This is a genomic window from Marinifilum sp. N1E240 (assembly GCF_009295825.1).
Classification (GTDB): Bacteria; Bacteroidota; Bacteroidia; order Bacteroidales; family Marinifilaceae; genus Marinifilum_A; species Marinifilum_A sediminis.
On the sequence record NZ_WHKF01000012.1, the window covers coordinates 1 to 26,676 of the forward strand.

A 26,676-nucleotide genomic window follows, 5' to 3' on the forward strand; every position below is an offset into this window, starting at 1 on the left:
CAAGGTTAACGTAGCAGATGGAGCTTTTATTCCAAGAGTAAATTACTAATTCTAGTTTATTATGCTCTTATTAATCTATAGTATACAAACTAACGATCTGCGAACAAGTTCTTAGCTTCCCGATCTTACTAAGGCATTGCTTCAATTCTAATGATCTTTTTCATGATGCCGAATGGAGAAGGTTCATTTGTATGATTTTATTATTGGTAATTTCTTCCTCTCCTTAAGGAGAAAGGAACACCGCTTTAAGGAATGCCCTGTAGGGGCAGAATATTTATAGCCCAGTGCAACGCCCTGGGTTTTGAGGTAAATGGGAATCCGTTGCAACTCTTGTCTTAATTTGAAATGCTTTGCTTGTTTGCGACGGAAGAGGTCTTGTTTTGGTTTTGTTCTTAAACCAGATTGTCTCCTCCTTCTCCTTTGGTTTGAAAGAGGGAAATAAGAAAGAAAGGGAGGCAGCTTGTCCTTCCAATGTCCTATGTAGTTGGTTCGAACTATGATGTTAATTCGGAAATGACTGTTGGCGGATAGGAAATGTATTGTGGAAATGTGATATGGTATTCTTTGTCGTTATCGATAGGTGATGAAGTGAATGAAATTAGTGCTTGGCTTCGAGAAAAGAATGGGTAAGCAGATGAAATACCATTAGAAATTAAGGAATAGTATGTAAGATTTATTAGAACTTATCACTATCTTAGTGATAGAGTATCAGATGAATAAGAAAAGGTAATTTCCATTTTATTTATGATATAGACTGAAGAAGAAAGGGTGTCTGAGAGAAAAAAAAGGATAGAGTAGAGAGTAAAAACATTGTAGACAATTGGTGAATGGATACCAGCTTGAAATGGATAAGGCTATATTGAAAAAGAGCAGGTACATGAGAAAAACGCGGAGGTAAACCCTTAGGGTGCGAAGGTAGTTGAATGTGTTGCGAAAGGATGGCTTTTATAAGAACATGTCGATGTTTGTGAAGCGAAATTCTTTGTTTGTTGAGCGAAAGCTGATGATTTGCTTGCGCAGGTTGAGTGTTGAAGAGAAAGGGTGGACGATTTGTATGCATAAGTATGTGTACAAAAAGATGAGGTAATACATCAAATTAAAATAAATCCAGTTATTCAAATAACACACAATGGACAAAGCTCAAAAACGAATCTTCGATCAAGCTGGTCGCTTGGTAAGGTTTGGATCAGAAAACCCAAGCTTACAAAGCGATACTTTCTATCAGAAAGTGAATCAGAAACTAATTCAAATTGTCTCTCATCTCGACAAACTTTATAAAAATCAGAACCTTATCAGGACTAGAAAAAGTACTAGCAAAAAGCATAGCCGACAAGAGCTGGAATCGGTTTGTTTACAAGTAGCCAATTTGTTAAAAGGCTATGGAAACTTCTACGAATTTACTCCTTTTGCTTCCTTAAAAGGCTTTGGTAAGAACCAGCTCTACAAGTATTCAGGAATAAATTTACTAATAAATTCAGAAAAACTAAAAGAAATTATCGATCAATATCCTCTTGAGAGTAAGGAAGCTAAGGTTGATTGTGTATTGAAACAAGACTTGATTGGCTGCATTGACAGCTTTGAAGAGTTGTTGGATATGCCTAAGAGAACCAATCAAAATTGTAAGAATACCAGTAAACAGATTCGGGATGGTTTAAAGCAATATCAGAATTTACTGAATGATGTTATCCTTCCCTATGTAAGGGGCAAGTACGAGAAGGATAATAATGATCTCATTAAAAGTTTTGAAAGAGTATTGAAATCTGATAAAATAGCCAGAAGAAAGATCTGTTTGGCAGGAAGGATTACTGATTCGGATGGCAAACCAATTCATAGACCAAGAGTAGCGGTTGACAAGAAAAAGCCGATGGTAAAACGTGGAACAAAGGGCAATTATTTTATTAAGAACCTCACCGGTGGTATTCACACTCTTGAATTTAGCTGCACGAATTACGAGAAGGTAAAAAAGAAAGTACTTATTGCGAAGCCATCCGTTTACAAGTTGGATGTGGTGATGAAACGAAACAGTGAACCGTTATCGGTGAGCAATGATCAACTAGCAGTAAACAGTAAAGAATGAGCAGAGTCATTTATATATTCTCAAAATGCAGTAATTGAAGAGCATTGAAATTGGCAACTAACAAAATCAGCTCTTTTTTAATGCATGTATTTATAATGTGTATAAACATAAAAAACCAATATTGTTGAATGTATTTTTGTAGATTTGGTATTGTGCACTTTTAATCACGATATATTAAAAATAAATTCACTTGCTGGCAAGTTATGGCTTATTAAACTACAGAAACTACATGAAAAAATTAAACATCCTTTTGTTACTCACTTCTATTTTTTGGTATTCATGTAATACTCCCATCGAGAATAAGTTGCTAAAGCCAGTTACTATAACAGGAAAGGTATTAGATTATGTGCCAAATAAAACAGAGGGCGAAATCACTTTCCCAAAATTATGTGGTGAAAACAAAAGAGAGACTATTACGTTTGATAGCTGTGGTAATTTTACCTGTTCTTCTATAAATAATATACCTAGTGATATACGCATATCCATAAATAAAGCATATTTTATAATTCTTGCACATCCAGGAGACAGTATTCAAATTGAATTAGTTTCTAATGTTCCTGACTTTTGGAAAACCATATCTATAAATGGTCAACGAGCTACGGAAAACAGACAAATAATAAAATTTCAAAAACAGTTTAGATCAAATTCAATAAAGAGTGAGGAGCTTGCAGAAGCAAGAGACACAAAAAACGAAGAGGATTTTGTATCCTTCATGGATAGTTTAAGGTCTAAGTCAATGCAAAAATGCGAGCAGTTCATCCAAGAGAATAACTCGAATTTAGAAGTAGAAAATTGGATAAAGTGGCATGTAAATCCGATGTATTATAGTAATATGTATTGGTATCCAATTTACCGAAACGAACTAGAATTAAAAGGAAACTTTTATCGATTCCAAGAGAAGTTATTACCTATAAAAAGAGATATGCTTACAGCTACAAAAAGTTTAAATTTATTTATAGCACAATACTATTTTGGATCTATAAAACCAATAATAGATGAAGAGAATAGCGAATTATTCAATCAATCGAAAGTAACTGAATTAAAAAAGGATTCTGTAACAATTGAAGAAATTATTAACCATTCCAAAGGAGAATTTACAAAAGAACTTGTTTTGTCTTATTGGTTATCGTCAAAAATAAGTACGGGTAATTTAAAACCATATGAATATTTTATTGCAACAAAAAAGAGTGAAATATCAACTGATTTTATTTTTGAAAATTTAGACCAATTTTATAATTCAACAAAAAGAAGACTTACAAGCGGATCAAAATCAATTGTTTTTGCAGATAACACAAAAGGACAGTCGATTAAAACAATTTTAGATTCCATTAAAGAATCATATAAGGATAATATTATAGTTCTAGATTGTTGGGGAACTTATTGTGGACCTTGCATCGCCAATTTTCCAAAAACAAAACAGTTAATCACGGATTTAAAAGACCAGAAAATAATATTTATCTTCTTCTGTCTTAATGCTTCAGCTGACAGTGAACGATGGACTAATTTAGTGAACATCCATAAGCTCGAAGGAATTCATTATTGTTTAGATAAAGAACAAAGTCGCGATTTAACAAAGATCCTGAGCATAGATGGAATTCCTCACTATTCGATATTTGACAAATTGGGAACATTAAGAGGAAACAGTGATTTACATTTAGAAAAAAGTGAATTAATTAAGTTAATAAATGAATAAGGTGCCATAACAAAACCTGTATAATGGGCATTTTCGTGATGATTTCGAACTAAATAACCTTGATTAAAGTATCGGCAATATAGCCGATCCGTTAAGGTAATAAAGAAGAACAGTTCTAATAATCAGATAAATGAACTTTGAATTAATAGTTGGAATAGGAGGTATTTTATTTACAATGTTGATTTTATATGTGGTTAATATGTTTCAGCAAGGAAAAATGTTGATTATGTAAGACGAGGTATCAGTAATATTGGGAATTAAAACATAAAGGCTATTAACTCTGGCTGATATGTAATACATAAACACAAATACAATGAATGCAAAATCAATTCTCTTGGTAAGTTCTTTTCTGCTTTTAGTATGGACATCACTGTTAGGGCAAGAAATAAAATTACCATTAGAGATAAAATCGGGGCATTTGAGTTCTGAATGGGAGTTAAATGATTCATTAAAAGCAAAGGTGTTTTTAGAAACAGGCTTTCCTAAAATTGTGATTAGTCAATCCTTCGCTCAAAATAGATTATCAAACTTGCAAACTGAAAAAGCATCGGAAGATGCCAAAATTGCTTTATGGGGGAATCAAACCAAAATCAAAATTTTATACTTCATAAAAGACACTGTTAAGGTGAATGGTAAACAAAAGGTTTTTGATGCCTTAGTTGCCGATTTTTCGACTGTAAAATCCTGGAAAGATTACGATATCATTTACCCGATACGTGATTTAGCTGGTGCCATTGAATTAAATATCAGAGATAGTTATATGATTGTTGATAAAGATCTGGAAAACCTGAGTTCTGGTTTTATAAAATTTAAGGCAAAATCGGATGAAAAAACAAAAGGGCTTTATATAAATACAAGTTTGATAGTTTACGATACTTTAAATAGCAAGGAAGAATTAAAAGGAGACTTTTTGCTTGATTTGGGAGCGCCAAATGCCATTTTTATAAATAGAAATCGTCCTGAAGTGGAAAGCTTTGTGGCAAGATCCGATAGATTTCTGTTGAAGGATACCACAAAGTTTACGCCCAATCGGAAAATAAAATTGGCTATTATAATGCCGAATAAGTTGCAAGTTGGGAGTGTATCGTTGAAAAACAATTTTATCGTTGCAATGAAAATGTATAATTCTAAAAATTCAAGCAAATATGCAGGAATGATTGGAAATAAATTTTTTAGGAATTTCAATATGCTATTTGATTTCAAAAATAATGATGTTTACATGAAACCGAATTCAGAAGATATTTTTATAGAATAAGAATCTTTATGAGCTTGGAGATGCTTTAAAAGTTGAAACCTATGAATAACTTATTACTGTCAAGAAAGTAAGCGTTGCGCATCCCCATATAATTAGATGACTACAAAGCCTTAAAAGTTTGTCAATGGAAAACTTTTAAGGCTTTGTTTTACTTATCTCAACTCTTTCATTTCAATCGGGACTTTCTCCTACAGGATATGGGTGAGATTTTTTATATCATAGGTTTATGGGTGTTATGTCCATTTCTTAATAATTAAATCCAATTAAATTATAATACATTAACCAGGGAATAAAAACCAGAACTGCAACAGCAATAATCGATTGATATACCAAATCGAAAGTTCTCAGCTCTTTAAATCGAATAGCCTTTGTCAATAAATAGATGGTAACAAGCTCCAATGGAATAATTAAAAAAGGTAACACTAATGCTGTTTTAAAGAGCATAGGGATATCAATGAAGAATTGCATAGGGTCGATAGTAAATAAAGCGTAAGCAAATACTACAACAAATACGACAACTAAAGCAGCCAGCGAGAAATTGACTTTTTTAAGCAAGTGCCTTTCTCGATTACTTACAAATAGTTTACCTATGCCACTTGTAATTATGTAAATCAATAGAATAAGAAGAATACTACCAATCCATATTCTTTGAAATTTAAGGGGTTCGTACCATTTTAACTTCTCATAAGCATGAGCATCGGTAAAGAAATAAGATATATCGCCTTTTTTGTTCTTGCCAAATGCCAAGTGTCTGTCCCATTTACCACGGAATGTTAAATCAGATATAGGAACAAGTTTATCTTGCCATTCTACTATTTCAAGCGTACTATCTTTTGATACCACATGAATTTCAGGAACTATTCCAAATAAAACGCTTATTTTATCCAATGTTGTGTGAGCATACCGTATATACCTATATGCACCGCTAAATAATTCTAATGGTTCATCGACACGCCCTGCCTTGCTTGTAATGGTCGGTCTTGCTTTTTGTACCATGCAATCGGGCATTAATCGTGCAAATAAATCATAAGTAAACTGGTTCATAAATATTCGGCTTTTCTGCTGCTTTGTATTCGATGAATTAACACTAATAAACACACCAATATTTCTTTCAGGCATCAATGTTAATTGACTTCTAAACCCCTGAATACCTCCAGTATGCCATACCGTTCTCTCTCCGTACCATTGTGATTCCGTAAAGCCTAATAGCCAACCATAATTAGCTTTTTCGTACTGCTTAAATCCAGTATTATGCATTTTAGAAACTGTGGAGGAATCTAAAAATTGAGTTTCATTAAAAAAACCACTATTCAGCCACATAGCTATATAGTGCCCCATGTCAGCAGCTGTAGAACGAAATGAGCCCGCAGGATAGAAATGGTGGAAAGCAGTCTTGTATGGAATCAGTTGCTCGCCCTTTTTTAAGTAACTGGTCGCATAGTCTTCTTCGAGTTCTACTTGTCTTCTAAATCCACTATGATTCATTTCCAGAGGATTCAAAACATTTTCTTTTACATACTGATGAAAAGGCATGCCTGATACTTCTTCAACAATAAGCCCCAGTAATGCATAGCCATTGTTTGAGTAGGCTATAGCCTTGCCAGAGGGGCGTATCTGTGGCGACATACGGGTTTTTATATATTGAGCTAGGGGTATTACCTTATCCTCAGAATGAACAATTGTAGCTATGTTATTATCATCAAAACCAGCGGTATGGGTTAAAAGATGTCTTACCGTAATGGAATCATTGAACGGATAACTTAATTGAAAGGATTTAAGGTAATTATTAACATCCCTGTCCAATTCTAATTTTTCATCTTCGTATAGTTTCATAACAGCAGTAGCTACAAAGGTTTTAGAAATAGAGCCTACTCCAAATATGGACCTGTGAGCATCTACCGCTTTTTTCGATTCAATATCAGTTACACCATAGCCATTAAGGTGAAGAATTGAGTCGCCCTGCATGACTACGATAGTAGCCCCCGCAATATTAAGGGATTTCATATTTTCTGTAAATGTAGAATCGATCCAGGCATTTAAATCAGATGTTTGCGCATCTGTATTTTGAGAATATATTTTATTCCCGAATGAAAATAAAGGACATAAAATTAAAAATGTAATGAGTAAGTGTTTCATAATTTTTTGATTTGAATATTAAAGTTTAGGGTGTAAGATGCCTATCGGTTTACAAACCGAGAACGCATACTGATGTATTGAAAATTAGATTTGAACTATTGACCTAGGTCGGATCAAGGCAAGCTATAATTTAGATCCTAAGTTCTTTGCTTAATAATGTTAAGACGATTGAAAACTTACCTGCAGCTTTTCAATAGCAGCTAATAAGCAAGGCCAGTTAACAAGTTTAAGTGGATTCCTGGGGGTGCAGTGTTTTTGCAATCAGTGCTTTTGCAACAAACCACAGCAGAAGTGATAAAAGATAAATAAGGCTTCCGTAAATGGTTACTATTACAGTAGATTCTAGTCCTCTAAATATTGCTGATTGCGCATAATCAATTGATTTTACCATTCCTTCTTCTAATAATAAAAACATAGTAGAGAATCCAAACATCTGACCCAAAATTCCAGTAACCAGGGCAAATAAGCCCATTGATTTTCCATATCCAAGCTTTCGTAAAAAATCTGCTTTATCTGTTTGTTTGGAACTGTAAGCAAGAATGAAATGATAAATAATCCAGGCAATTGTAATAATTAATAAAAGTGTAAGAACCCCCATAAAAAAAGATCCTCCCCTAATAAATAAATCTTTCATAAATAATTAAATTTGCGATTAACACTTCTGCCAAATTATGTGAGATAAGCAAAACCATCAAGGTCGAATCCGTTTCTTAAGCGGTTGTTTGTCTACTTAAAATGGTAATAACGATAGCTTTGCCGAAATTAGCCCCAAATAATTAAATAAAATGCATAAAAAATCGAAAAATATTCATTTACATATTGCTTATTGGATTTTTGCATTGCTCGTGTTGATCCGAGCTTTTGGATTTTCCTGGGAAAACAAAATTACAGCCTTTTTATTTATAAGCATGATTTTTCCAATTGTTATTGGAAGCTCCTATTTTTTCAACTATGTACTGGTACCAAGGTTTTACTTTTCTAAAAGATATGGGAGGTTTGCATTTTATACTTTTTGTACGGCTATTATATCTGTTTACCTCGAATTGTTAGTTTTGGTTTTTACTTATGTCTATCTGGAAAATCTGAATTATCAAAGTTTGGGTCCGGATGCACGACCTATGCTTTTAGCAGTTGTATTGTATTTGTTGGTATTTGTTGGGGCGTTTCTAATAATGATAAATCAAATAAATGAGAACCACCAGGTCATTCATCAACTTTTGGACGAAAAGGAGAAATTGAAGAAATCTTTTCTTGAAATAATGTCGAACCGGAAAATGACCAAAATACCATATGAAGATATTGTCTACATTGAAAGTTTATCCAATCATATCAAGGTAATTACCATCTACAAAGAAATTACAAGCAAGGAGAAAATAAGTCGACTATCGGAAAGGTTACCCAACAATTTTTTAAGAATTCACCGTTCATTTATAATTAATACTGATAGAATCAGGGAACGTTCTCTTGATGAGGTTTTAGTTGATGATATACGGTTAAATATTGGCAGAAGCTATAGAAAGGAAGTAAAGGAGCTGTTGAATAGTAATGTCAAATTAATATAGCAAGTCAATCAACTCAAACTTCTACAGGGGATTAAGAGTAAATTCTAAAAATTAAATTCATTTTCCCATAGGGTATTCTTAAATTGAAACATCATATACATACACACTAAATTAAACCCAATGAATAAGTTCCCCATTTTACTGCTTTTATTAGCGGCATCTTTACTGGCTTGTCAGCCAAAGCAAAAAGATAGCAATGTTGCAAATGCTCAAATAGAGCAGGAAGCCCAATATCCTAAGTTGGTAGAGTTTCCATCTGTTGATTCTGTACTCATTACAGGAAACTTGTATCAAATAGATGATACATCGCCATTCATATTGCTTTGCCACCAGGCACGCTTTAACAAGTTTGAATATGCAGGTACAGTCGAGCGTCTGAATGAAATGGGATTCAATTGCCTGGCTATCGATCAGCGATCGGGTGGACCCATTGGTGATACACAAAACGAGACTTACCTAAGCGCTTTAAAGGCGGGAAAAGGTGTTGATTATGTAGATGCAGAGGTTGATATAGTTGCTGCACTCAATTACATCAAAAAGAATTATTCTGATAAAGTTATTCTTTGGGGATCATCTTATTCATCGACTTTGGCATTGTATTTAGCCGTTGAGAAGGACGAAGTAGCCGCGGTGATATCCTTTAGCCCGGGTAACTATTTAGCGGATAAAAAGGGCTCATTAATAGAAAAACTGGAAGGATTCGAGAAGCCAATGTTCCTGACTTCTTCTAAGTCGGAAGCAAAGTATGTTGAGGCGCTATTGGAAAAGCATAAATTAAGGGAAAAGCAAGTTCAATTTATTCCTGAAGGTGCGGGACATCATGGGTCAAGAGCGCTCTGGAAAAATCAGCAGGGAGGAGAAGAGTATTGGGCAGCTATTACGGATTTTTTAAATCGCATAAAATAGTAGTTAGGATTAGTTTATATAAATACACAGACTTGATTTGGGAATGGCATTTTGCTGTTCCCTTTTCTTTTTAAGGGTTATTATTTATCTAAGAATAATTACATTTGTTGTTAATGGAACATGTACTAGACCCACTAAACTCATTTATCATTATCGTGATAGTAGGATCCTTATTCTTACTATCTTTTTTGTTAATTGTTAACCTTTTAAAAGTAAATCGTAAAGCAAATATACTACTCGCTTGTTTCTTGCTAATTTGGGGGAGTTTTTGGACGGATGAGTTGTTTGGACTGATTGGAATAAAAAGTTATTCACCTTTTTTTATTGAAGCTTTACATGTAATACAAACCTTTTGTGCAGTTCTCTTTTATTATAGTGTTTTGTACTTTACAAACCCATATCGAAAACTTAAAAGAGCTGATTTATTTCACTTAATAGTTCCTATTATAGTGACCATTGCTTACACATCCAATATAGAAATTGAAGAAGGACTTAATCCCAATCACCTATTTGCGGTATTGCTGTTGATTCAAGCTTCTTTTTATATTCTGGCTTCTTTACAGCTTTTGCATAAACATGAAAAAAGAATTGAACTTTTTAACTCAAATCGGGAGTTGGTTGATTTAAAATGGATCAAACAAATTATCCATTCACTTGTTGCCATCAGCATTTTTATTATTGTTTACAACTTAATTGAAAGTGAAGGCAATTTAAACATAGTTGGTAATGGCTTCTCATTGATGATACTTTTGTATTTGGCATATAATACCTTAAAACAGAAAGAGATATTTTTGATTAGCGAAGAAGAGTTGGAAAAGGTGTTGGAAGAAAAGGACAAAGAGCAAAAAACCAAACAGAAGCTTTTATCTGATAAGGAAATAATTGTTTTAAGCGATAAGCTTGAAATACTAATGAAAGATGAAAAACCATATTTAGAAGGAGATTTAAGTTTATCGAAATTGGCAGATTTGTTAAAGATTACACCGCATCATTTGTCTTATCTCTTAAATGAAGGCTTCAATAAAAATTTCTTTCAGTTTGTGAATTACTACAGGGTAGAAGAAGCCAAGAGTCTTCTCTTGAGTGAAGCATACAAGAACATTTCAATAATTGGTATAGCATATGACTCAGGCTTTAACTCCAAAACTGCTTTTAATACGGTTTTTAAAAAACAGACAGGAATGACGCCTTCTTTATTCAAAAAAGTGTCGAATAGCAATTTGTAGTTGGAATTTAGGAATGATAGAGAGCTGTTTATTGTTCTAAAGATACCGCGCTGCTCTGCAGCTTTATTTCAATGGTGCTATAAATACTAGGCCACACTGTGGCTGAATATGGAAGAAATTTAAGGTGGGTAGCATAGTGCTTTGTTAGTATTGGTATTGAAGTAGAAAAGGTGCGTAGCACCGAAGTCTTTATAGCATATAATTAACCTCAAAATTCAAGGTGCATCTCAGCGTGGTATAAAAGATGAAATAAGAAGTATTATTATTTAAATGATATTTTAAGATCAATTCAAATTCGTTGGGATTCTGAATACAGATCAATTTGATAATTATGCAAATGAATACCGCGCTGCTCTGCAGCTTGATTTTCATTGCCCGTATTGTTCTATAAATACTTCGCCACTCTGTGGCTCGGGAATAGTACAAAAGAAGCAAAGGTGCGTAGCACTGTAGTTTTTATAGCAAATAATAGATCTTAAACCTTAAGGTACATCGTACCGCGGTATACGATAGGCGATCAGACAATATTGATCAAATAATCGTTGAAATAAAAGTTCGCTTCGATAAATGCGAACCTGTTTTAGGTGTACTACTTTATAAAAAATGCCCATTTAAATAGCAAAGTATTGTTGGTTTGCAACAAATCATCAATGCTCATGAAATTTCTAAAGTGCTTTCTATTTATCTTATTTCATTTGATAAAAATGCTTGGCTTCATTTTTCGAGTATTGTTGATTAATACAAATAAAAACAGCAATACGTATGAAGATTTTAAAGACGATTCTTTTGATTTTGATTTGTGTAAATCTGCAAGCACAAGAATTCACACAAACAGTAAAGGGAAAAATTGTAAGTAAGGATACAGAAGAACCTTTGGCTTTTGCCAATATTCATATTAAGGATACGGATCCGATAATTGGTGGAACGAGTGATATCGATGGAAATTTTGAGCTTAAAAACGTTCCTGTTGGAAGGGTGAATATAGAGGTTTCTTACATTGGGTATGAATCATTACAAATACTAGATGTTGTCGTAAATTCAGCCAAAGAAGTTCAGCTAGATATTAAATTAAATCCATCGTTTTCTACTTTGGGCGAAATTGTTGTTGCACCCAAAATAAACAAGCAAGAGCCTATTAATGCGATCGCATCGGTAAGTGCACGAATGTTAAGCATTGAAGAAGGCAGTAGGTATGCAGGTGGTTTTGATGATCCAGCCAGATTGGCATCATCATTTGCAGGTGTTGCGAGTGGCAATGGCGAGGATAATTCAATAATTGTTCGTGGTAATGCGCCTAAATTCTTACAATGGAAGATTGAAGGGATTGAGATTCCTAACCCAAACCATTTTGCCAATTTAAACAGTTTTGGAGGAGGTGGTTTAACGGCATTAAGTTCGAGTGTTCTGGCGAATTCCGATTTTATGACAGGAGCTTTTCCTTCGGAATACAACAATGCACTGGCTGGGGTATTCGATATTAAAATGCGAACAGGAAATACAAGTGATTATCAGCACAGTTTTGAAGCTGGATTAATTGGAATTGGTTTTGCTTCGGAAGGACCTTTAACAAAGAACAACGGATCGTATCTGGTAAATTACAGGTATTCTACTTTGGCACTAATTCCATCTATGTTACCCGAAGACGCCGATGGTACGAAATATCAGGATTTATCTTTTAAGCTCAACTTTCCAAACCAAAAGTTGGGTACATTTTCTCTTTGGGGAATAGGCTTAATCGATGAGTCGGATTCAAAACTGGAAAAGGATGTTGCTAAGCGCGAATATTACCAGGATATTGAAGTTGGGGATGTAAAGCAGTATATGGGAGCCATTGGTTTAAATCACAAGTTACGATTTAAGAATTCGGCTTATCTGAATTCAACACTGGCTTTTACCACCGAAGGTATTGATATGTTTACCGATAGGTTGGATGAGAATGAAGTTCTTCAAGCGGAAAACATAGTAAAAAACACCAAATACAATATAGAGTTTAAATCGTATTATAACAGGAGATTTTCAGAGCGTTTATCTAATAGGACAGGAGTTTCGTTGCGTGGAATGGGCTACGATCTGGATATTCAAGAAGCCGATGAAAACAAAACATTGCAAAGCATTAGCGATGAAAATGGCTTTAGCTATTTGGCATCGGCTTACACCAACTTTACAATTTCAGGGAAAAAGCTAAAGTTTAATTTTGGCTTGAATAGTCAGCTGTTTACTCTGAATAATAAGTCTACCATTGAGCCACGTTTGGGCGTGAAATATCAGCTAAACGATAGAAATAGCTTTAGTTTTGGATATGGATTGCATAGTAGACTGGAGCCCTTGCAGGTTTATTTTATTAAACCTTCAAATGGTAAGAGTAATAAGGATCTTGATTTTACCAAATCGCATCACTTTGTTTTGGGCTACGATTGGAATATCAGCGAAAAGCTACATGTGAAAATAGAACCTTACTATCAGGAATTGTACGATGTGCCTATTGCAAACAATAGCAACGAATCACTATTGAACTTACAAGGAGATTGGTTTTTAACCGATACTTATACCAATACTGGTAAAGGCAGAAACTATGGTATTGATCTGACTTTAGAGCAATACATGCACAAAGGATTCTACTATTTACTATCAGGATCACTTTTTAAATCACAATACAAAACAGCCAACTCCGATTGGTTCAATACACGCTACAATAAAAAGTATCTTTTCAATGCTTTGATAGGAAAAGAGTTCTTAATGGGCGATCAGAAACAAAATGCTTTGAGCTTTAACCTTAGATTATCCATTCAGGGAGGAGAAAGGTTTTCAAAAATTGATGAAATTGCCTCTTCAATAGCTAAGGATGTTGAATACGATGAAACAGTACCATTTAACATGCAAACCGATGCCTCAACAGTAGTTCATGCAACAATTAACTACACTTGGAACAAAAAGAAAACAAGTCATAGACTGTCGCTTAAAATACTAAACCTAACGGGTTACGAAGGCTTTCACGGACACAAATACAACATTAAAACGGGAGAAGTTAAAGAGGATAGAGAGGCATTAATGATACCAAATCTGAGTTATAAAATTTCTTTTTAACTTATTAGTAATCAATGAAAATTTGAATAGGGAATAGCGTAGCTGTTCCCTATTTATTTTCTCTCATTTTTCCTGAGGAGAGGGCTAAGTTGAGGATTTGTTTCTTCTGCACCCTCTCGACTGTTGGCACTTTCCCTACAAGGGAAAGAATCTTAAATTAAAATCAATTAATCATTTCACCCTAAACCCCTAAAGGGGCTTAATGTCTGGATGCTAGCGAAAGTCCCCTTTAGGGGATTTAGGGGTTTTCTATAATATTTCTCCCTCTCCTCAAGGAGAGGATCGGGGTGAGGTTTATTAAAAACAAAGTATCTTAGCATACAAATGCTAGCCATTCGAACATATCAACCAAAGCAATATTCCGATTTAATAGAACGGATTTGGATATTGGAGACAGGTGATGAACCAAGTGATGTGATTGTACCACCAAGTCAGTACCTGCAGCTTATTGTTCCTTTGGAAGGATCCAATTACAATCGAAATGGTAAAACTGTAAACAAGATGATTGTTGAAGGAATCAGTTTGCAGACCAATTGTGTACACTATCCTGCAGGAACAAAGCTAATGGGGATTCGGTTTTATCCCTTTGGTATGTATCCTTTTCTAAGTTATGAAGGAAAAGATTTACTGAATGAAATGATTGAGGTATCACTTCCCGAGAATTATAGCTTTAGTGTGGATAAAGATGAGGTATTATTGAACGAGGTTTATCTGTTGCTTGAAGAATTGTACGATGAGGCTGCACATCAAAAAATAAAAATCTTAAAAGAATATTATCAAACAGCCCGGTGGAGCGATGATTCTCTTTCGATAGAAGAATATTGCAAGCTGAATGGAACTAATTATACGACGCTTAACCGAAAGTTTAGGCAGATAACAGGGCTTAGTACCAAAAAGTTTGAACGATTGGTAAAATTCAGAAAATCACTTTGTAAACTAATCGATAGCGAGGATCAATTGACCAGCATTGGAGTAGATTCCGGTTATTTCGATCAGGCGCACTTCATTCGTGAATTCAAATTGTTCCTCAATTGCACTCCATCTACCTATCAATCGCTCATTCAATCTGCCGATGAGGATACCAAAATCATAAATTACAATTTCAGATTGTTCTAGCTGCTTAAAATATACAATTCTCCCAACTTGATCTGCTATAGCTTTGTCTTTCGAAATCAAAAATCAATAGACATGAGAATAGAACATTTGGCAATCTGGACCAGAGATTTGGAAGCAATGAAAGACTTTTATACAAAGTATTTTAACATGCAGGTCAGCGATAAATATCACAATCCTAAAAAAGGATTTACTTCCTATTTTCTCAGCTTCGAAGAATCTTCGAGCAGGTTGGAATTAATGCACAGCATAAATGTAAGTTATGCGATGTGCGGAAGATCGAGTGCACTGGGATTGGCTCATTTTGCAATTTCGCTTGGCAGTAAGCAAAAGGTAGATGAACTCACAGAGCGCCTTCGTAAAGATTCTTATGAAATAGCAGGTGAGCCCAGAACCACTGGCGACGGATATTACGAAAGTGTTGTTTTGGATTGCGAGGGAAATTGTGTTGAGATTAATGAATAGCCAGACAGGGAGAGGCTTCTTTTGTATCAATTCACCCTAAATTCCTAAAGGGGCTTACTATTAGCAAACTTAGGAAATTCCCCTTTAGGGGATTTAGGGATATTCACAGGTTTCGAATCAAATTCAGCTCAGAAATAGTTCTGACCAGTAATTAAACCTTTTCAATATTTAAGAGTCGAACTGCTATCATCAAAATAATGGTGAATGCTGCTTGTAAGCATATTTTATTCATATCAATTCAATACACAATGAAAAAATTAAAATTTGTAGTTCTGGCTCTTATGATTTTTGGCTCAATTAATTTGACAATGGCACAGCGCCGTGATCCTAAGGCAATGATTGAAAAGGAAACCAACTGGATGATTGAAAATTTGGATTTAAGTGATTCTCAGGTAAAAGAGGTGAAAGAGGTGAATGGTGATTTTACAAAGGAGATCCAAGAAATGCTTCAAGGTGGGCGTCCTGATCGCACTAAAATGAAAGAAATGCAAACGGATAAGATGAAGCAAATGGAAGAGATTCTTAGTGAGGAGCAGTTCAAAGAATATGCGGAGTATAAAGAAAAAATGGAATCGAAGAGAAGAAGATAAAATCAATGTGAATATGTAGTTTCAAATAGCATACTACTTATTTGTAATCGGTGGGGTAAGGTGTCGGCTTTTCGGCACCTTTTTTAATTTGCTATTAATCATTGTTAATTATAATGAAATGCACTCTGTGGTTTTGTTTTGGAAAAAATCTCAGCTAAATTGCTGATCACAATTGAACCATAACAACAGCAGATAGAAATATTTCATGCGGAAAAAGAACAAAATAGAGCACTTTAAGGCATCATTTGGGAAGTTAAAAGATGAAGAATACAATTTCGAGCTAATCGAAAAATATTTCAGGGATAAGGATAATTCAGGTTCTTTTCAGGAGCTATCGGATAAAACTTGTTCCGATCTTGATTTTGAAGAGCTGTTTATGTTTCTGGATAGGACAACCTCTAAAATTGGGCAGCAGTGTTTGTACAACAAATTACGTGTTTTGCCGAATAATTCTGATGGTATCGATCGTAAAGAAAAGATCATACAAGCACTGTCTGAGGATTCGGAATTAAGGATTCGTACACAATTACAGCTCGATAAGCTATGCAAGAACGATGTTTATTACGTTTCAACTTTATTTCAGGAAGAGTACGCCAAGCCTCCCAAGTGGTTTTTTGTTATTCGCTTGCTTTCATTCACCAGTCTATTGTCCTTACTTTTATTTCCCTTTAATCCACAACTATTTTTTGTATTTTTTACGGTATTCATTGTCAATCTTATCATCCATTATTGGAATAAGAGAAATCTATACAAGTATTTGGGTTCCATACCACAACTATTGCGCTTACATAAGGTAGCTGTTAATCTCAATAAGGAAAAACTATTTACTGATATTGATCCAAAATTGGATGATTCCATTCGAATTTTGAATCAGGTTCGGAACAGAATGTCATTTTTTAGGTTGGATGCTCATTTGCAAAGCGAAATGGAAGCGGTATTTTGGTTTTTATTGGAGTTATTCAAAATTACTTTTATTCTGGAGCCATTGCTATTGTTTGGTATTTTAGACCGTTTAGATCGCAAGAGAATAGAGATTGAGAAGGTGTTCTCATATGTTGGAGAGGTGGATATCTTGCTTTCTATTGCGTCACTGCGAAAAGGATTAGATACTTACTGTCTGCCCAAAATAAGCGAATCGAATTTTTCTGCAACAGGGGTATGTCATCCTTTAATCTACAATTGTGTTCCCAATAGCATACAGCTTTCCGATAAATCGATATTGCTTACTGGTTCTAATATGTCAGGAAAAACCTCTTTCATACGAGCCATTGGTATAAATACCTTATGTGGATTAACTATTAATACCTGTTTTGCCGAACAAATGACCCTTCCGAGAGTACGGATATTCTCAGCAATACGCATTAGCGACGATTTGTTGAATGATAAAAGCTATTATTTCGAGGAAGTGCTCACCATTAAAGACATGATTGATAATAGTGCGAACGGCAAGCCAAATCTGTTTCTATTGGATGAAATATTTAAGGGAACCAATACGATAGAGAGAATTTCGGCAGGAAAGGCTGTTCTTTCATCATTAGCAAATCGAAACAATATTGTGTTTGTATCAACTCACGATATTGAATTGACAGACTTATTACAACAAGAGTATGAATTGTTTCATTTTAGTGAATTGGTAAACGAGAACAATGTTGATTTTGATTACAAACTTAAGGAAGGAAAGCTACTCAATCGAAATGCCATACGGATTCTTCAAATTAACAATTATCCCAATGATTTAATCGATGAGGCAATTGCTCTATCAAAAACACTTGATAATAAATCATCCTAAAATCTGTAGCTAAAAAATCTTTTCCAACTCAATTACAAGTTGTAACTTATGCTTATAAGCTTAGCTAGCATGAGATACCTACTGTTTACATTTCTATTACTGATTTCCTTTTCATGTACAAAGTCTGTAGATGAGAATCGCGTAATTGACACGCAAAAATTTTCTCAATTGATTACGGAAAAAGATAAAACATTAGTGTATGTATGGACCACATGGTGCAGTGGTTGCCGCAAAAGCTTATCAGAAACATTACCCAAGCTCATGAAAGACATTAACTCTGAAGAGTATCAGTTGATATTAATAGCAGCTAGTAAAAACAGGGTAGAGGTAGATTCTTTGGTAGGAGCAAGTGGTTTAAGCAACAGTTCCTGGTTCCTCGATTTTTTAGGACCAGACAAAGGCAGTTTCCAATCCATTGGCATTCGACAATTTTTATCGGCTAACTTTAAAGGAGAAAAAATCTATACAGGTGGTATTCCTGTATTTTTCCTGGTCGATCGCAATAAAAAAGTTCTGCAAAAGAAATTGCCACATTCTTATGATGAGGTAATGCAGCTTTTGAAATAAAAGTTCCTAACCTCAAACCCCTGGCATTGGGTTCAAATAATAGATCATGGAAAATTAAACGATTGACTTTTCGATTGTTAGATGTTCATAAAACAAAAAGACCCATCAGTTAATTGACAGGTCTAATTTTAAATATCATTAAATCGCTTACGCGTTTTATTCTTCGTACATAAATTTATCCGTGAAAGCAGGTTTTAAATCATCTAACCAAAGTGCTTTTGGATCGTATTTGGCAAAGAATGGTTGTCCTACCCAGTCTGATTTTCTTCCCTGAATAAAGTTTAGAACAAATACTTTTTCGCCATTAATTTCGGTGATACCAGCAACTTGTACTTTACCAGGATTAGCTGACATACTAGGTCCACGAACGGTACGGCAAACACCACTTACCTGAGAATAAGCTTTACGGAAGATGTTCCATGCTTCTTCTAAAGTAATCGCAAAATATTCCTGAGCACCCGTTTCGCGAGCAATAAACATGTAGTAAGGAATCATTCCCATATCTACTTGTTTTCTCCACATGCGAGCCCACATATCCGCATCATCATTCAAATGCTTCATTAGTGGCGACTGAGTTCTGATAACAGCACCTGTTGCACGAATGTTTTTAACGGCTTGGGCTACAGCTTCGGTACTCATTTCGTTAATGTGGTTGAAATGTGCCATAATAGACAAATTCAATCCGTTGTCAGCAATCTTTTGGAATACATCCAATAATTGTTGAGCATCATCATCCGATGTGTAACGGTATGGCCAGTATCCTAATGTTTTGGTACCAATACGAATGGTTTTCAAGTTTGGAATATCAGCCGCAAGAATTGCATCGATATAGTTCTCAAACATTTTCGATTTCATTACCATTGGATCTCCACCCGTAAACAGTAAATCTGTAATTTGTGGATTTTCTCTTAAGTAAGCAATCACCAAATCAACTTGTTTCATGGCAAACTTCAATTCATCGATTCCTGTAAATTGAGGCCAACGGAAACAAAAAGTACAATACGCATGACAAGTTTGTCCCTGAGTTGGGAAAAATAGCATGGTTTCATTGTATTTGTGTTGAATACCAACCAATTTCTCTCCATTCAGTTCGGGAACATTATGAACCTGTCCGGCAGGGTTTGGATTTAAATCCATCCTGATTTGATTGGCAGCTTTGGTAATTTCCGGGCGAGATGCACCACTCTTGATTAATTCAGCCATGCGATCGTAATGCTTGGCCGATAACATATCTTTTTGAGGAAATGTTAGGATGAAAATTGGATCATTTTCAAAATTATCCCAATCAATTAACTCATCAACTACATAGTTATTTGCTTTAAATGGAAGAACCTCTCCAACTACCTCGATGTCAAAAATCTGCTCTTCACTCAATCTACTGATTTGAGGGATTTTCTTAAAGGTCTTCAATGTGTAAGCTCTATACTTCATAGGCTAATATCCGGTTTTGATGTTTTAACATACAATCGAGTTGTGAAAACGATTGCTTTAGTTGTAATTCGTTTATTCAAAATCAAGCTATTAGGATATGGTAGCAACGAAATTGGTGAAAACTCGTGCGAGTCATAGGCTACAATTAGGATTCCTTATATAAAATTAAGGAAAAAATGGGATATTTTCCATATAAACTGTTCATAGTCAGCTGTAAAAGGAAGGCTATTATCCCAGTGTATCAAATAGCTGTGGCACAAAAGTATATTTTTTAAATCTCTTAAACAAGGGGGGAATGCCTATATAAAATGTGCAGTGTTAAGGATTTAACTTTTCAGACCTTCTTATTTGTTTTGCAGGAATGACTCATAAAGATTACTTTTGCTGAGGATCAGACAGAAGATGCACGGCTTGTAAAATCCTTATTTAACAGGTATTTCGTGTATTCTAAATAAAATTTTTTTAGCATTTCGATATTTATTTAATGAAAAGAAGTGAGATAGAGTTAATGGCACCAGTAGGTTCATATGAATCATTAATGGCTGCCGTTCAAGGAGGAGCCAATTCGATATATTTTGGAATTGAGCAATTGAATATGCGTTCCAGATCGGCGAACAATTTTACCTTTGAAGATCTACGCAAGATTGCCTCAATTTGTAAAGAGAATAACATGAAATCTTACTTGACTGTTAATACGGTTTTGTTCGATCATGATATTAAATTAATGTATAAGATTGTTGATGCAGCAAAGAAGAGTGGTGTTACTGCCATTATTGCTTCCGATGTTTCGGCAATCATGTATGCACGATCGATCGATGTTGAAGTTCACATCTCTACACAATGCAATATTACCAATATTGAAGCAGTTAAGTTTTATTCACAGTTTGCCGATGTTGTTGTGCTTGCAAGGGAATTGAATCTAAATCAGGTAAAAGGAATTTACGATCAGATTTTAGAGCAGGACATTCGCGGACCAAAGGGTGAATTGGTTCAAATTGAGATGTTTGCACACGGTGCGCTTTGCATGGCGGTTTCAGGAAAATGCTATTTGAGTTTGCATGAGAAAAATGCTTCGGCAAATCGTGGTGCTTGCATGCAAACCTGTCGTAAGGCGTATACAGTTATCGAAAAGGAATCAGGAAACGAGTTGGAGATTGACAATGAATTTATCATGTCGCCTCAGGATTTGTGTACCATTGGCTTTTTAAATAAGTTAATTGATGCAGGGGTTCGTGTTCTTAAATTTGAAGGTAGAGCTCGCTCTCCGGAATATGTAAAAACAGTTGTTTCTTCGTATAGTGAGGCTGTTGATGCTTATTTGGATGGAACTTACGATGAGGAGAAGATAGATACCTGGATGGAAAAGCTTTCAACGGTTTTTAACCGAGGGTTCTGGAATGGATATTATTTGGGGCAAAAACTAGGAGAGTGGAGTTCGAAATATGGAAATCGAGCGACCAAGCGTAAAATGCTAATTGGTAAAGGAACCAACTATTTTACCAAAATTAAAGTGGCTGAATTCCAATTGGAATCTAACGAGTTAAAAGTTGGTGATGAGATTTTAATTACCGGACCAACTACGGGAGTTGTTGAAACTACAATTAAAGAAATTCGTGTTGATTTAAAACCAGTTGAAAAAGCTGTTAAAGGGGATAGTTTCTCTATTGCTTTGGATACAATGATTCGTCGATCGGATAAACTTTACAAAGTGGTTGAAGTGACCAATGATCTAATTCAATAAACAAAATGTACAGACGCACGGTCGTGCGTCTCTTATCAATAGAAAATATGAAAAAATTACTCTTTACACTAGTTGCGTTAATCGCAGTATCAACTTTGTTTGCTAACGACTACAAAGGTTCTTTGTTGAAAAATGGAGACAATGTTCCAGAATTTAAAGTCACAACTCTTGATGGAAAAGAGATAGCAATTGCTGACTTAAAGGGCAAAGTTGTACTGATTAACTTTTTTGCAACCTGGTGCGGACCTTGTATGAAAGAATTGCCAGAAGTTGAGTCTCAGTTATGGCCTAAATTCAAGAATGAAAATTTTGTGATGGTTTCCATTGGTCGTGAGCACACAAAAGAGCAGTTGTTGAAATGGAACAAGAAGAAAGGTTTTACTTTCCCAATAGCACCAGATCCTAAACGTGAGGTTTATTCAAAATTTGCGAGTCAATACATTCCTCGTAACTTTATCGTTGATAAGAGTGGAAAAATTGTTTGGCAAGGTGTGGGATTCGATCAAAAAGAGTTGGGTCACATGATCAAAACCATTCAGGAAAACTTGTAACAGACGAACAGAATGCAGGGAAATATTAGAAAAATGTATACCCATTTAGGGGAGAATGTTGACTATAAATTGCCTATTGGTGATGAATTAGTTGATATGAACTCGTTGATTGGAAAAGAAATAAGTTTTAAATATTTGGGACAGATAAATTGTATTTATTGTGGAAAGAAAACCAAAACTTCTTTCTCGCAAGGATACTGTTACTCTTGTTTCACTACGCTTCCACAAACCGATCCAAGCATTGTTCGTCCGGAATTGGATTTGTCCTATTTAGGAATATCCCGGGATATGGAGTGGGCTAAGGAGAATTCTTTGAAGCCTCACTATGTATATTTGGCTTATTCAGGTAATTTAAAAGTGGGAGTGACCAGGGAGTCTCAGGTTCCAACTCGTTGGATGGATCAGGGAGCTACCAGGGCTATAAAATTGGCAAAAACACCAAACAGACATATTGCAGGGGTTATTGAGGTGGCTTTAAAGGAGCATTTTTCTGATAAAACCAATTGGAGAGAGATGCTGAAGCAAGAAAATCATACGGATATTGATTTGCTGGCTGAGAAGAACAAGGCAGCAGATCTATTGCATCCTGAGTTGAAGCAGTATCTCAGTAATGAGGATGAGGTTTACAAGATTGCTTTCCCAGTTACCGAAACTCTTGATAAGATCAAAAGCTTTGGTTTTGAGAAAGTCAGTGAGTATACCGGAGTTTTAAAAGGAATTAAGGGGCAATACCTTATTTTTGAAGGAGGACAAGTTATAAATATTCGAAAACATAGCGGATATTTAATCGAATTGAAAGCAGAATAGGTAAAAAAGAGTAAAATTGTAGGCAAAAAGATCAAATTTCTTGATACATTTGCCTTATATCTTTTATACTTAAATAAAAACAAAACACTAATCGCTAAATTCATATCTGAAAATGGAAAACATAGACTGGAAAGAATTTGGTTTTGGTTACACTAAAACCGATTACAATGTTCGTTGTCACTATCGTGATGGAAAATGGGGAGAATTAGAAGTTTCTTCTTCTGATCAGGTTAATGTGCACATTGCAGCTACTGGCTTACATTACGGACAGCAGGCATTCGAAGGTTTAAAAGCATTTAAAGGTCCTGATGGAAAGGTAAGAGTATTTCGCATCGATGAGAACGGAAAACGTCTTCAGAATTCTTCTAATGGTATTATGATGGCTGAAATGCCTCTTGAATTGTTTGAAGAAGCTGTAACTAAGGCAATCAAATTAAACGAAAGATGGGTTCCTCCTTACGAATCGGGTGCTTCTCTTTATATTCGTCCAGTTCTTTTTGGTAATGGTGCACAAGTTGGTGTCAACCCAGCGCCGGAATACACATTTGCTGTATTCGTAATGCCGGTAGGACCTTATTTCAAAGAAGGTTTCAAACCAACTGACTATGTAATTTATCGTGAGTACGATCGTGCTGCTCCACAGGGAACAGGTACTATCAAAGTTGGTGGTAACTATGCTTCATCTTTAAGAGGAGGAACACGTGCACACGATGAGGGATTTTCTGCAGTACTATTCTTAGACGCTAAGGAAAAGAAATATATTGACGAGTGTGGACCTGCTAACTTCTTTGGAATTAAGGATAACTCGTATGTAACTCCAAAATCAAACTCAATTTTACCTTCTATAACAAACAAAAGTTTGTGTCAGATCGCTGAAGATATGGGTATGACTGTAGAGCGTAGACCAATTACTGTTGAAGAATTGGCTGACTTTACGGAAGCTGGTGCTTGTGGTACTGCTGCTGTAATTTCTCCAATTCGTAAGATTGTTGACGCAGATAATAAAATTGATTATTTCTACGGTGATGAGGCTGGTAAGACAAGTTTCAAATTGTATGAAACACTTCGTGGAATTCAGTACGGAACTATTGAAGACAAACACAATTGGAATACAATTATCGAGTTTTAATCGATAATTATTATTCCTTTGATAATATAGAAAAAGCATCAAGGTTAGTACTTGATGCTTTTTTAGTTGTAAGTATTTTGTTTGCTTAGTTTGTCAATTGAAGACCTTTAATCTGATCATCAAAAGCAGAAAGAGCAGCTTTTGATCCTTCGCCCATGGCAATTACAATTTGCTTGTAAGGAACAATTGAAACATCGCCAGCCGCATAAATTCCAGCTTGATTTGTTCTGCAATGTGAATCAATCTCAATTTCACCAATTCTATTCGTTTTTACGGTATCCGAAAAGGCTTTACTGTTCGCGTTAAGACCAATTTGAACAAATACACCATCGGTGGTTAACACTTCTTCTTGTTCGGTTTCTCTGTTCTTATATTTGATCGAATTTACTTTGCTTCCGTCACCTTCGATACTTAATGTTTGAGCATTGGTTCTAACTTTTACATTCGATAATTGCTTAATCTTATCCTGAAGTACCTGGTCACCTTTTAATTCGTCCATAAACTCAAGAACTTCAACTTCCGTAGCTATTGAAGATAAGTCAATGGCAGCTTCTAGTCCAGAGTTTCCTCCTCCAATTACAACCACCTTTTTTCCTTTGTAAAATGGACCGTCGCAATGGGTACAGAATGCAACACCTGAGCCTATGTAATCACTTTCGCCAGGAATATTTAGTTTTTTCCAGCTAGCACCTGTTGCAATAATTAGCGCTGGAGTAGTTAAGCTTTCACTTAATGATGTTGTAAGTGTTTTTATTCCATCTATTACATCCAATTTCTCTATAATACGGTTATCTAATATATCAATTGGGTAATCGTTAAGGTGTTTCATAAGGTTGCCCGATAGTTCAGCGCCACTGGTTTTTGGAATTGAAATCATATTTTCGATAGAAACTGTTTCGGTAACCTGTCCACCAATTTTCTCGGCTACAATGGCAACCGAAAACCCTTTACGGGCTGAATAAACGGCTGCAGAAACTCCTGCAGGACCACCTCCGGCAACAATTATATCATATTTTTTGTCTGGCTGTACCTTTTGAGTAAAATCGGTACCAAATTGCTCTTCTATTTTTCCCAATAATTCACCCAAGGATGAACGACCCACATGCAATTGTTTCCCATTAGCATAAACACTTGGTACTGCCTGTATGTTCAGTTTGTCAACTTCTTCTTGATTAATAGCTCCATCAATTATTTCGTGTGAAATATTTGGATTTAGGAAAGCTAAAATATTTAATGCCTGGACAACATCTGGACAATTGGTACAGGATAGAGAAATAAAACTTTTCAGTTTCACATTTGCTGTTATTGCTTGAATTCTTTTGGTAAGAATTTCATCTGGTAAGTTTTTGCCAATTCCATCCAGATTCAATACAGCCAAAAGTAATGTTGTAAATTCATGTCCGTTTGGAACAGCTTTAAATACTACATTGGTATTTTGATTGTTTTGTAAGATATTGAATGATAAGCTATAAGATTCAAGTATTTCTACCGATACTTTATCGGAACAAGAAGCAACATCTTCTAATAGAGATACTAACTCCTTTTTACTTGAATGAGATGATGCGACATTAATTTGAAAAGTATATTGATTTTTGAGAGAGGAGAATAAATCAATAACCTGTTTTTTTATTGTTTGTTCCAGCATTGTTTTTGATTTTGAAAAAGACAATCTCAAAGAATGTATGAGATTGTCTTGAGTGTGTGTTCTTATATTTTACCAACTAAATCAATACTTGGTTCAAGAGTCTCATTTCCTTCTTTCCATTTGGCAGGACATACTTCCGAAGGATTTTTAGCTACAAATTGCAAGGCTTTTAATCTTCTTAATAATTCTTCTGCATTACGACCTACATTTCCTGCAACAACTTCATAGGCTACAATTTCACCTTCAGGATTTACAATAAAAGTTCCTCGTTCTGCCAAACCAACTTCTTCAATCATTACGTCGAAACCACGAGATAAAACTCCTGTTGGATCAGCTAGCATTGGATATTGAATTTTCTTGATGGTATCAGAAGTATCGTGCCATGCTTTATGAACAAAGTGAGTATCGGTTGATACAGAATAAATTTCTGTGTCAGCAGCTTTAAATTCAGGATAAAGATTTGCAAGATCTTCTAACTCTGTTGGGCATACAAAAGTAAAATCGGCAGGATAAAAGAAAAATACAGACCACTTACCTAATAAATCTGACTTTTTAACGCTTTTAAAATCGTTGTTTACAAATGCTTGTGCTTCAAAATCGACTACTTGCTTTCCAATTTGTGACATATTTTCTGTTTTAATGTAATTATTTATTGTTTTGTTATTTTCTATGGTGCAAATCTATATTGAGCATTGATATAAATCAAATAGATAATAAATACAAAACGATAGATAAAATCAATATCAGTAATTGGAATACCTGATAAATAGATGTTTTTAGAGAAATTATGACTTGGAAAAATAGGTAAAAATAAACGAGCACAATATAAAAATGTGCTCGTTTTTCTCATTGTAAGGTGAGAATTAGGATTTATTAATAAAAAATGTTTGTTTCGATTTATATCAAAAA

The 26,676-nt window shown here is 34.9% G+C and carries 22 protein-coding genes; 16 read left to right on the forward strand and 6 right to left on the reverse strand.

What is annotated here, in order from left to right:
• The first annotated feature begins 1,129 nt into the window (after positions 1–1,129).
• The 3 genes from GCQ56_RS18365 to GCQ56_RS18375 all read left to right on the forward strand — a co-directional run bounded on the left by GCQ56_RS18365 (position 1,130) and on the right by GCQ56_RS18375 (position 5,025).
• The gene (locus GCQ56_RS18365) at positions 1,130–2,077 is read left to right on the forward strand and encodes a carboxypeptidase-like regulatory domain-containing protein (protein ID WP_152735996.1); all 948 of its coding nucleotides are present in this window, start codon (positions 1,130–1,132) and stop codon (positions 2,075–2,077) included.
• A gap of 229 nt (positions 2,078–2,306) precedes the next feature.
• The gene (locus tag GCQ56_RS18370; protein WP_152735997.1) at positions 2,307–3,770 is read left to right on the forward strand and encodes a thioredoxin family protein; all 1,464 of its coding nucleotides are present in this window, start codon (positions 2,307–2,309) and stop codon (positions 3,768–3,770) included.
• 313 nt (positions 3,771–4,083) lie between these two features.
• Positions 4,084–5,025 (forward strand): hypothetical protein, encoded by a 942-nt coding sequence (locus GCQ56_RS18375; protein ID WP_152735998.1) that lies wholly within the window; start codon positions 4,084–4,086, stop codon positions 5,023–5,025.
• Between the two features lie 246 nt (positions 5,026–5,271).
• Here the strand turns inward: GCQ56_RS18375 and GCQ56_RS18380 are convergent, their stop codons facing one another.
• Both GCQ56_RS18380 and GCQ56_RS18385 read right to left on the reverse strand, forming a co-directional pair.
• Complete coding sequence (locus GCQ56_RS18380; RefSeq protein WP_152735999.1) at positions 5,272–7,161, reverse strand: serine hydrolase; 1,890 nt, start codon at positions 7,159–7,161, stop codon at positions 5,272–5,274.
• Positions 7,162–7,387: 226 nt separating this feature from the next.
• Positions 7,388–7,795, reverse strand: a complete 408-nt coding sequence (locus GCQ56_RS18385) for a hypothetical protein (protein ID WP_152736000.1) — start codon at positions 7,793–7,795, stop codon at positions 7,388–7,390.
• Between the two features lie 151 nt (positions 7,796–7,946).
• Here GCQ56_RS18385 and GCQ56_RS18390 point away from each other — a divergent pair, with 151 nt between their 5' ends.
• The 9 genes from GCQ56_RS18390 to GCQ56_RS18430 all read left to right on the forward strand — a co-directional run bounded on the left by GCQ56_RS18390 (position 7,947) and on the right by GCQ56_RS18430 (position 18,463).
• Positions 7,947–8,723 (forward strand): LytTR family DNA-binding domain-containing protein, encoded by a 777-nt coding sequence (locus tag GCQ56_RS18390; RefSeq protein WP_152736001.1) that lies wholly within the window; start codon positions 7,947–7,949, stop codon positions 8,721–8,723.
• 120 nt (positions 8,724–8,843) lie between these two features.
• Positions 8,844–9,629: an alpha/beta hydrolase gene (locus GCQ56_RS18395; RefSeq protein WP_152736002.1), complete on the forward strand. Its 786-nt coding sequence runs from the start codon at positions 8,844–8,846 to the stop codon at positions 9,627–9,629.
• Positions 9,630–9,742: 113 nt separating this feature from the next.
• Complete coding sequence (locus GCQ56_RS18400; RefSeq protein WP_152736003.1) at positions 9,743–10,855, forward strand: AraC family transcriptional regulator; 1,113 nt, start codon at positions 9,743–9,745, stop codon at positions 10,853–10,855.
• A 762-nt stretch (positions 10,856–11,617) separates the two neighbouring features.
• Complete coding sequence (locus GCQ56_RS18405; RefSeq protein ID WP_152736004.1) at positions 11,618–13,939, forward strand: TonB-dependent receptor; 2,322 nt, start codon at positions 11,618–11,620, stop codon at positions 13,937–13,939.
• Positions 13,940–14,263: 324 nt separating this feature from the next.
• Positions 14,264–15,055 (forward strand): AraC family transcriptional regulator, encoded by a 792-nt coding sequence (locus tag GCQ56_RS18410; RefSeq protein WP_152736005.1) that lies wholly within the window; start codon positions 14,264–14,266, stop codon positions 15,053–15,055.
• A gap of 72 nt (positions 15,056–15,127) precedes the next feature.
• On the forward strand, positions 15,128–15,517 hold the full coding sequence (locus tag GCQ56_RS18415; RefSeq protein ID WP_152736006.1) for a VOC family protein: 390 nt from the start codon (positions 15,128–15,130) through the stop codon (positions 15,515–15,517).
• Positions 15,518–15,765: 248 nt separating this feature from the next.
• A complete protein-coding gene (locus GCQ56_RS18420; RefSeq protein WP_152736007.1) occupies positions 15,766–16,107 on the forward strand; it encodes a hypothetical protein in 342 nt (113 codons plus the stop codon).
• Positions 16,108–16,312: 205 nt separating this feature from the next.
• Entirely contained in the window at positions 16,313–17,896 is a 1,584-nt protein-coding gene (locus GCQ56_RS18425; RefSeq protein WP_152736008.1) for a MutS-related protein, read from the forward strand.
• A 69-nt stretch (positions 17,897–17,965) separates the two neighbouring features.
• Complete coding sequence (locus tag GCQ56_RS18430; RefSeq protein ID WP_193323832.1) at positions 17,966–18,463, forward strand: thioredoxin family protein; 498 nt, start codon at positions 17,966–17,968, stop codon at positions 18,461–18,463.
• 156 nt (positions 18,464–18,619) lie between these two features.
• Here the strand turns inward: GCQ56_RS18430 and GCQ56_RS18435 are convergent, their stop codons facing one another.
• Positions 18,620–19,894 (reverse strand): KamA family radical SAM protein, encoded by a 1,275-nt coding sequence (locus GCQ56_RS18435; protein WP_152736010.1) that lies wholly within the window; start codon positions 19,892–19,894, stop codon positions 18,620–18,622.
• 484 nt (positions 19,895–20,378) lie between these two features.
• Here GCQ56_RS18435 and GCQ56_RS18440 point away from each other — a divergent pair, with 484 nt between their 5' ends.
• The 4 genes from GCQ56_RS18440 to GCQ56_RS18455 all read left to right on the forward strand — a co-directional run bounded on the left by GCQ56_RS18440 (position 20,379) and on the right by GCQ56_RS18455 (position 24,122).
• Positions 20,379–21,635: a peptidase U32 family protein gene (locus GCQ56_RS18440; RefSeq protein ID WP_152736011.1), complete on the forward strand. Its 1,257-nt coding sequence runs from the start codon at positions 20,379–20,381 to the stop codon at positions 21,633–21,635.
• Between the two features lie 47 nt (positions 21,636–21,682).
• Positions 21,683–22,186 (forward strand): TlpA disulfide reductase family protein, encoded by a 504-nt coding sequence (locus GCQ56_RS18445; protein ID WP_152736012.1) that lies wholly within the window; start codon positions 21,683–21,685, stop codon positions 22,184–22,186.
• Between the two features lie 33 nt (positions 22,187–22,219).
• A complete protein-coding gene (locus GCQ56_RS18450; RefSeq protein WP_227006114.1) occupies positions 22,220–22,993 on the forward strand; it encodes a DUF2797 domain-containing protein in 774 nt (257 codons plus the stop codon).
• A gap of 112 nt (positions 22,994–23,105) precedes the next feature.
• The gene (locus tag GCQ56_RS18455; RefSeq protein WP_152736014.1) at positions 23,106–24,122 is read left to right on the forward strand and encodes a branched-chain amino acid aminotransferase; all 1,017 of its coding nucleotides are present in this window, start codon (positions 23,106–23,108) and stop codon (positions 24,120–24,122) included.
• Between the two features lie 85 nt (positions 24,123–24,207).
• Here the strand turns inward: GCQ56_RS18455 and ahpF are convergent, their stop codons facing one another.
• The 3 genes from ahpF to GCQ56_RS18470 form a co-directional block, all read right to left on the reverse strand.
• Positions 24,208–25,767, reverse strand: a complete 1,560-nt coding sequence (gene ahpF / locus GCQ56_RS18460; protein ID WP_152736015.1) for an alkyl hydroperoxide reductase subunit F — start codon at positions 25,765–25,767, stop codon at positions 24,208–24,210.
• 62 nt (positions 25,768–25,829) lie between these two features.
• On the reverse strand, positions 25,830–26,393 hold the full coding sequence (gene ahpC, locus GCQ56_RS18465) for an alkyl hydroperoxide reductase subunit C (RefSeq protein ID WP_152736016.1): 564 nt from the start codon (positions 26,391–26,393) through the stop codon (positions 25,830–25,832).
• A 41-nt stretch (positions 26,394–26,434) separates the two neighbouring features.
• The gene (locus GCQ56_RS18470; protein ID WP_152736017.1) at positions 26,435–26,617 is read right to left on the reverse strand and encodes a hypothetical protein; all 183 of its coding nucleotides are present in this window, start codon (positions 26,615–26,617) and stop codon (positions 26,435–26,437) included.
• Positions 26,618–26,676: the final 59 nt, after the last annotated feature.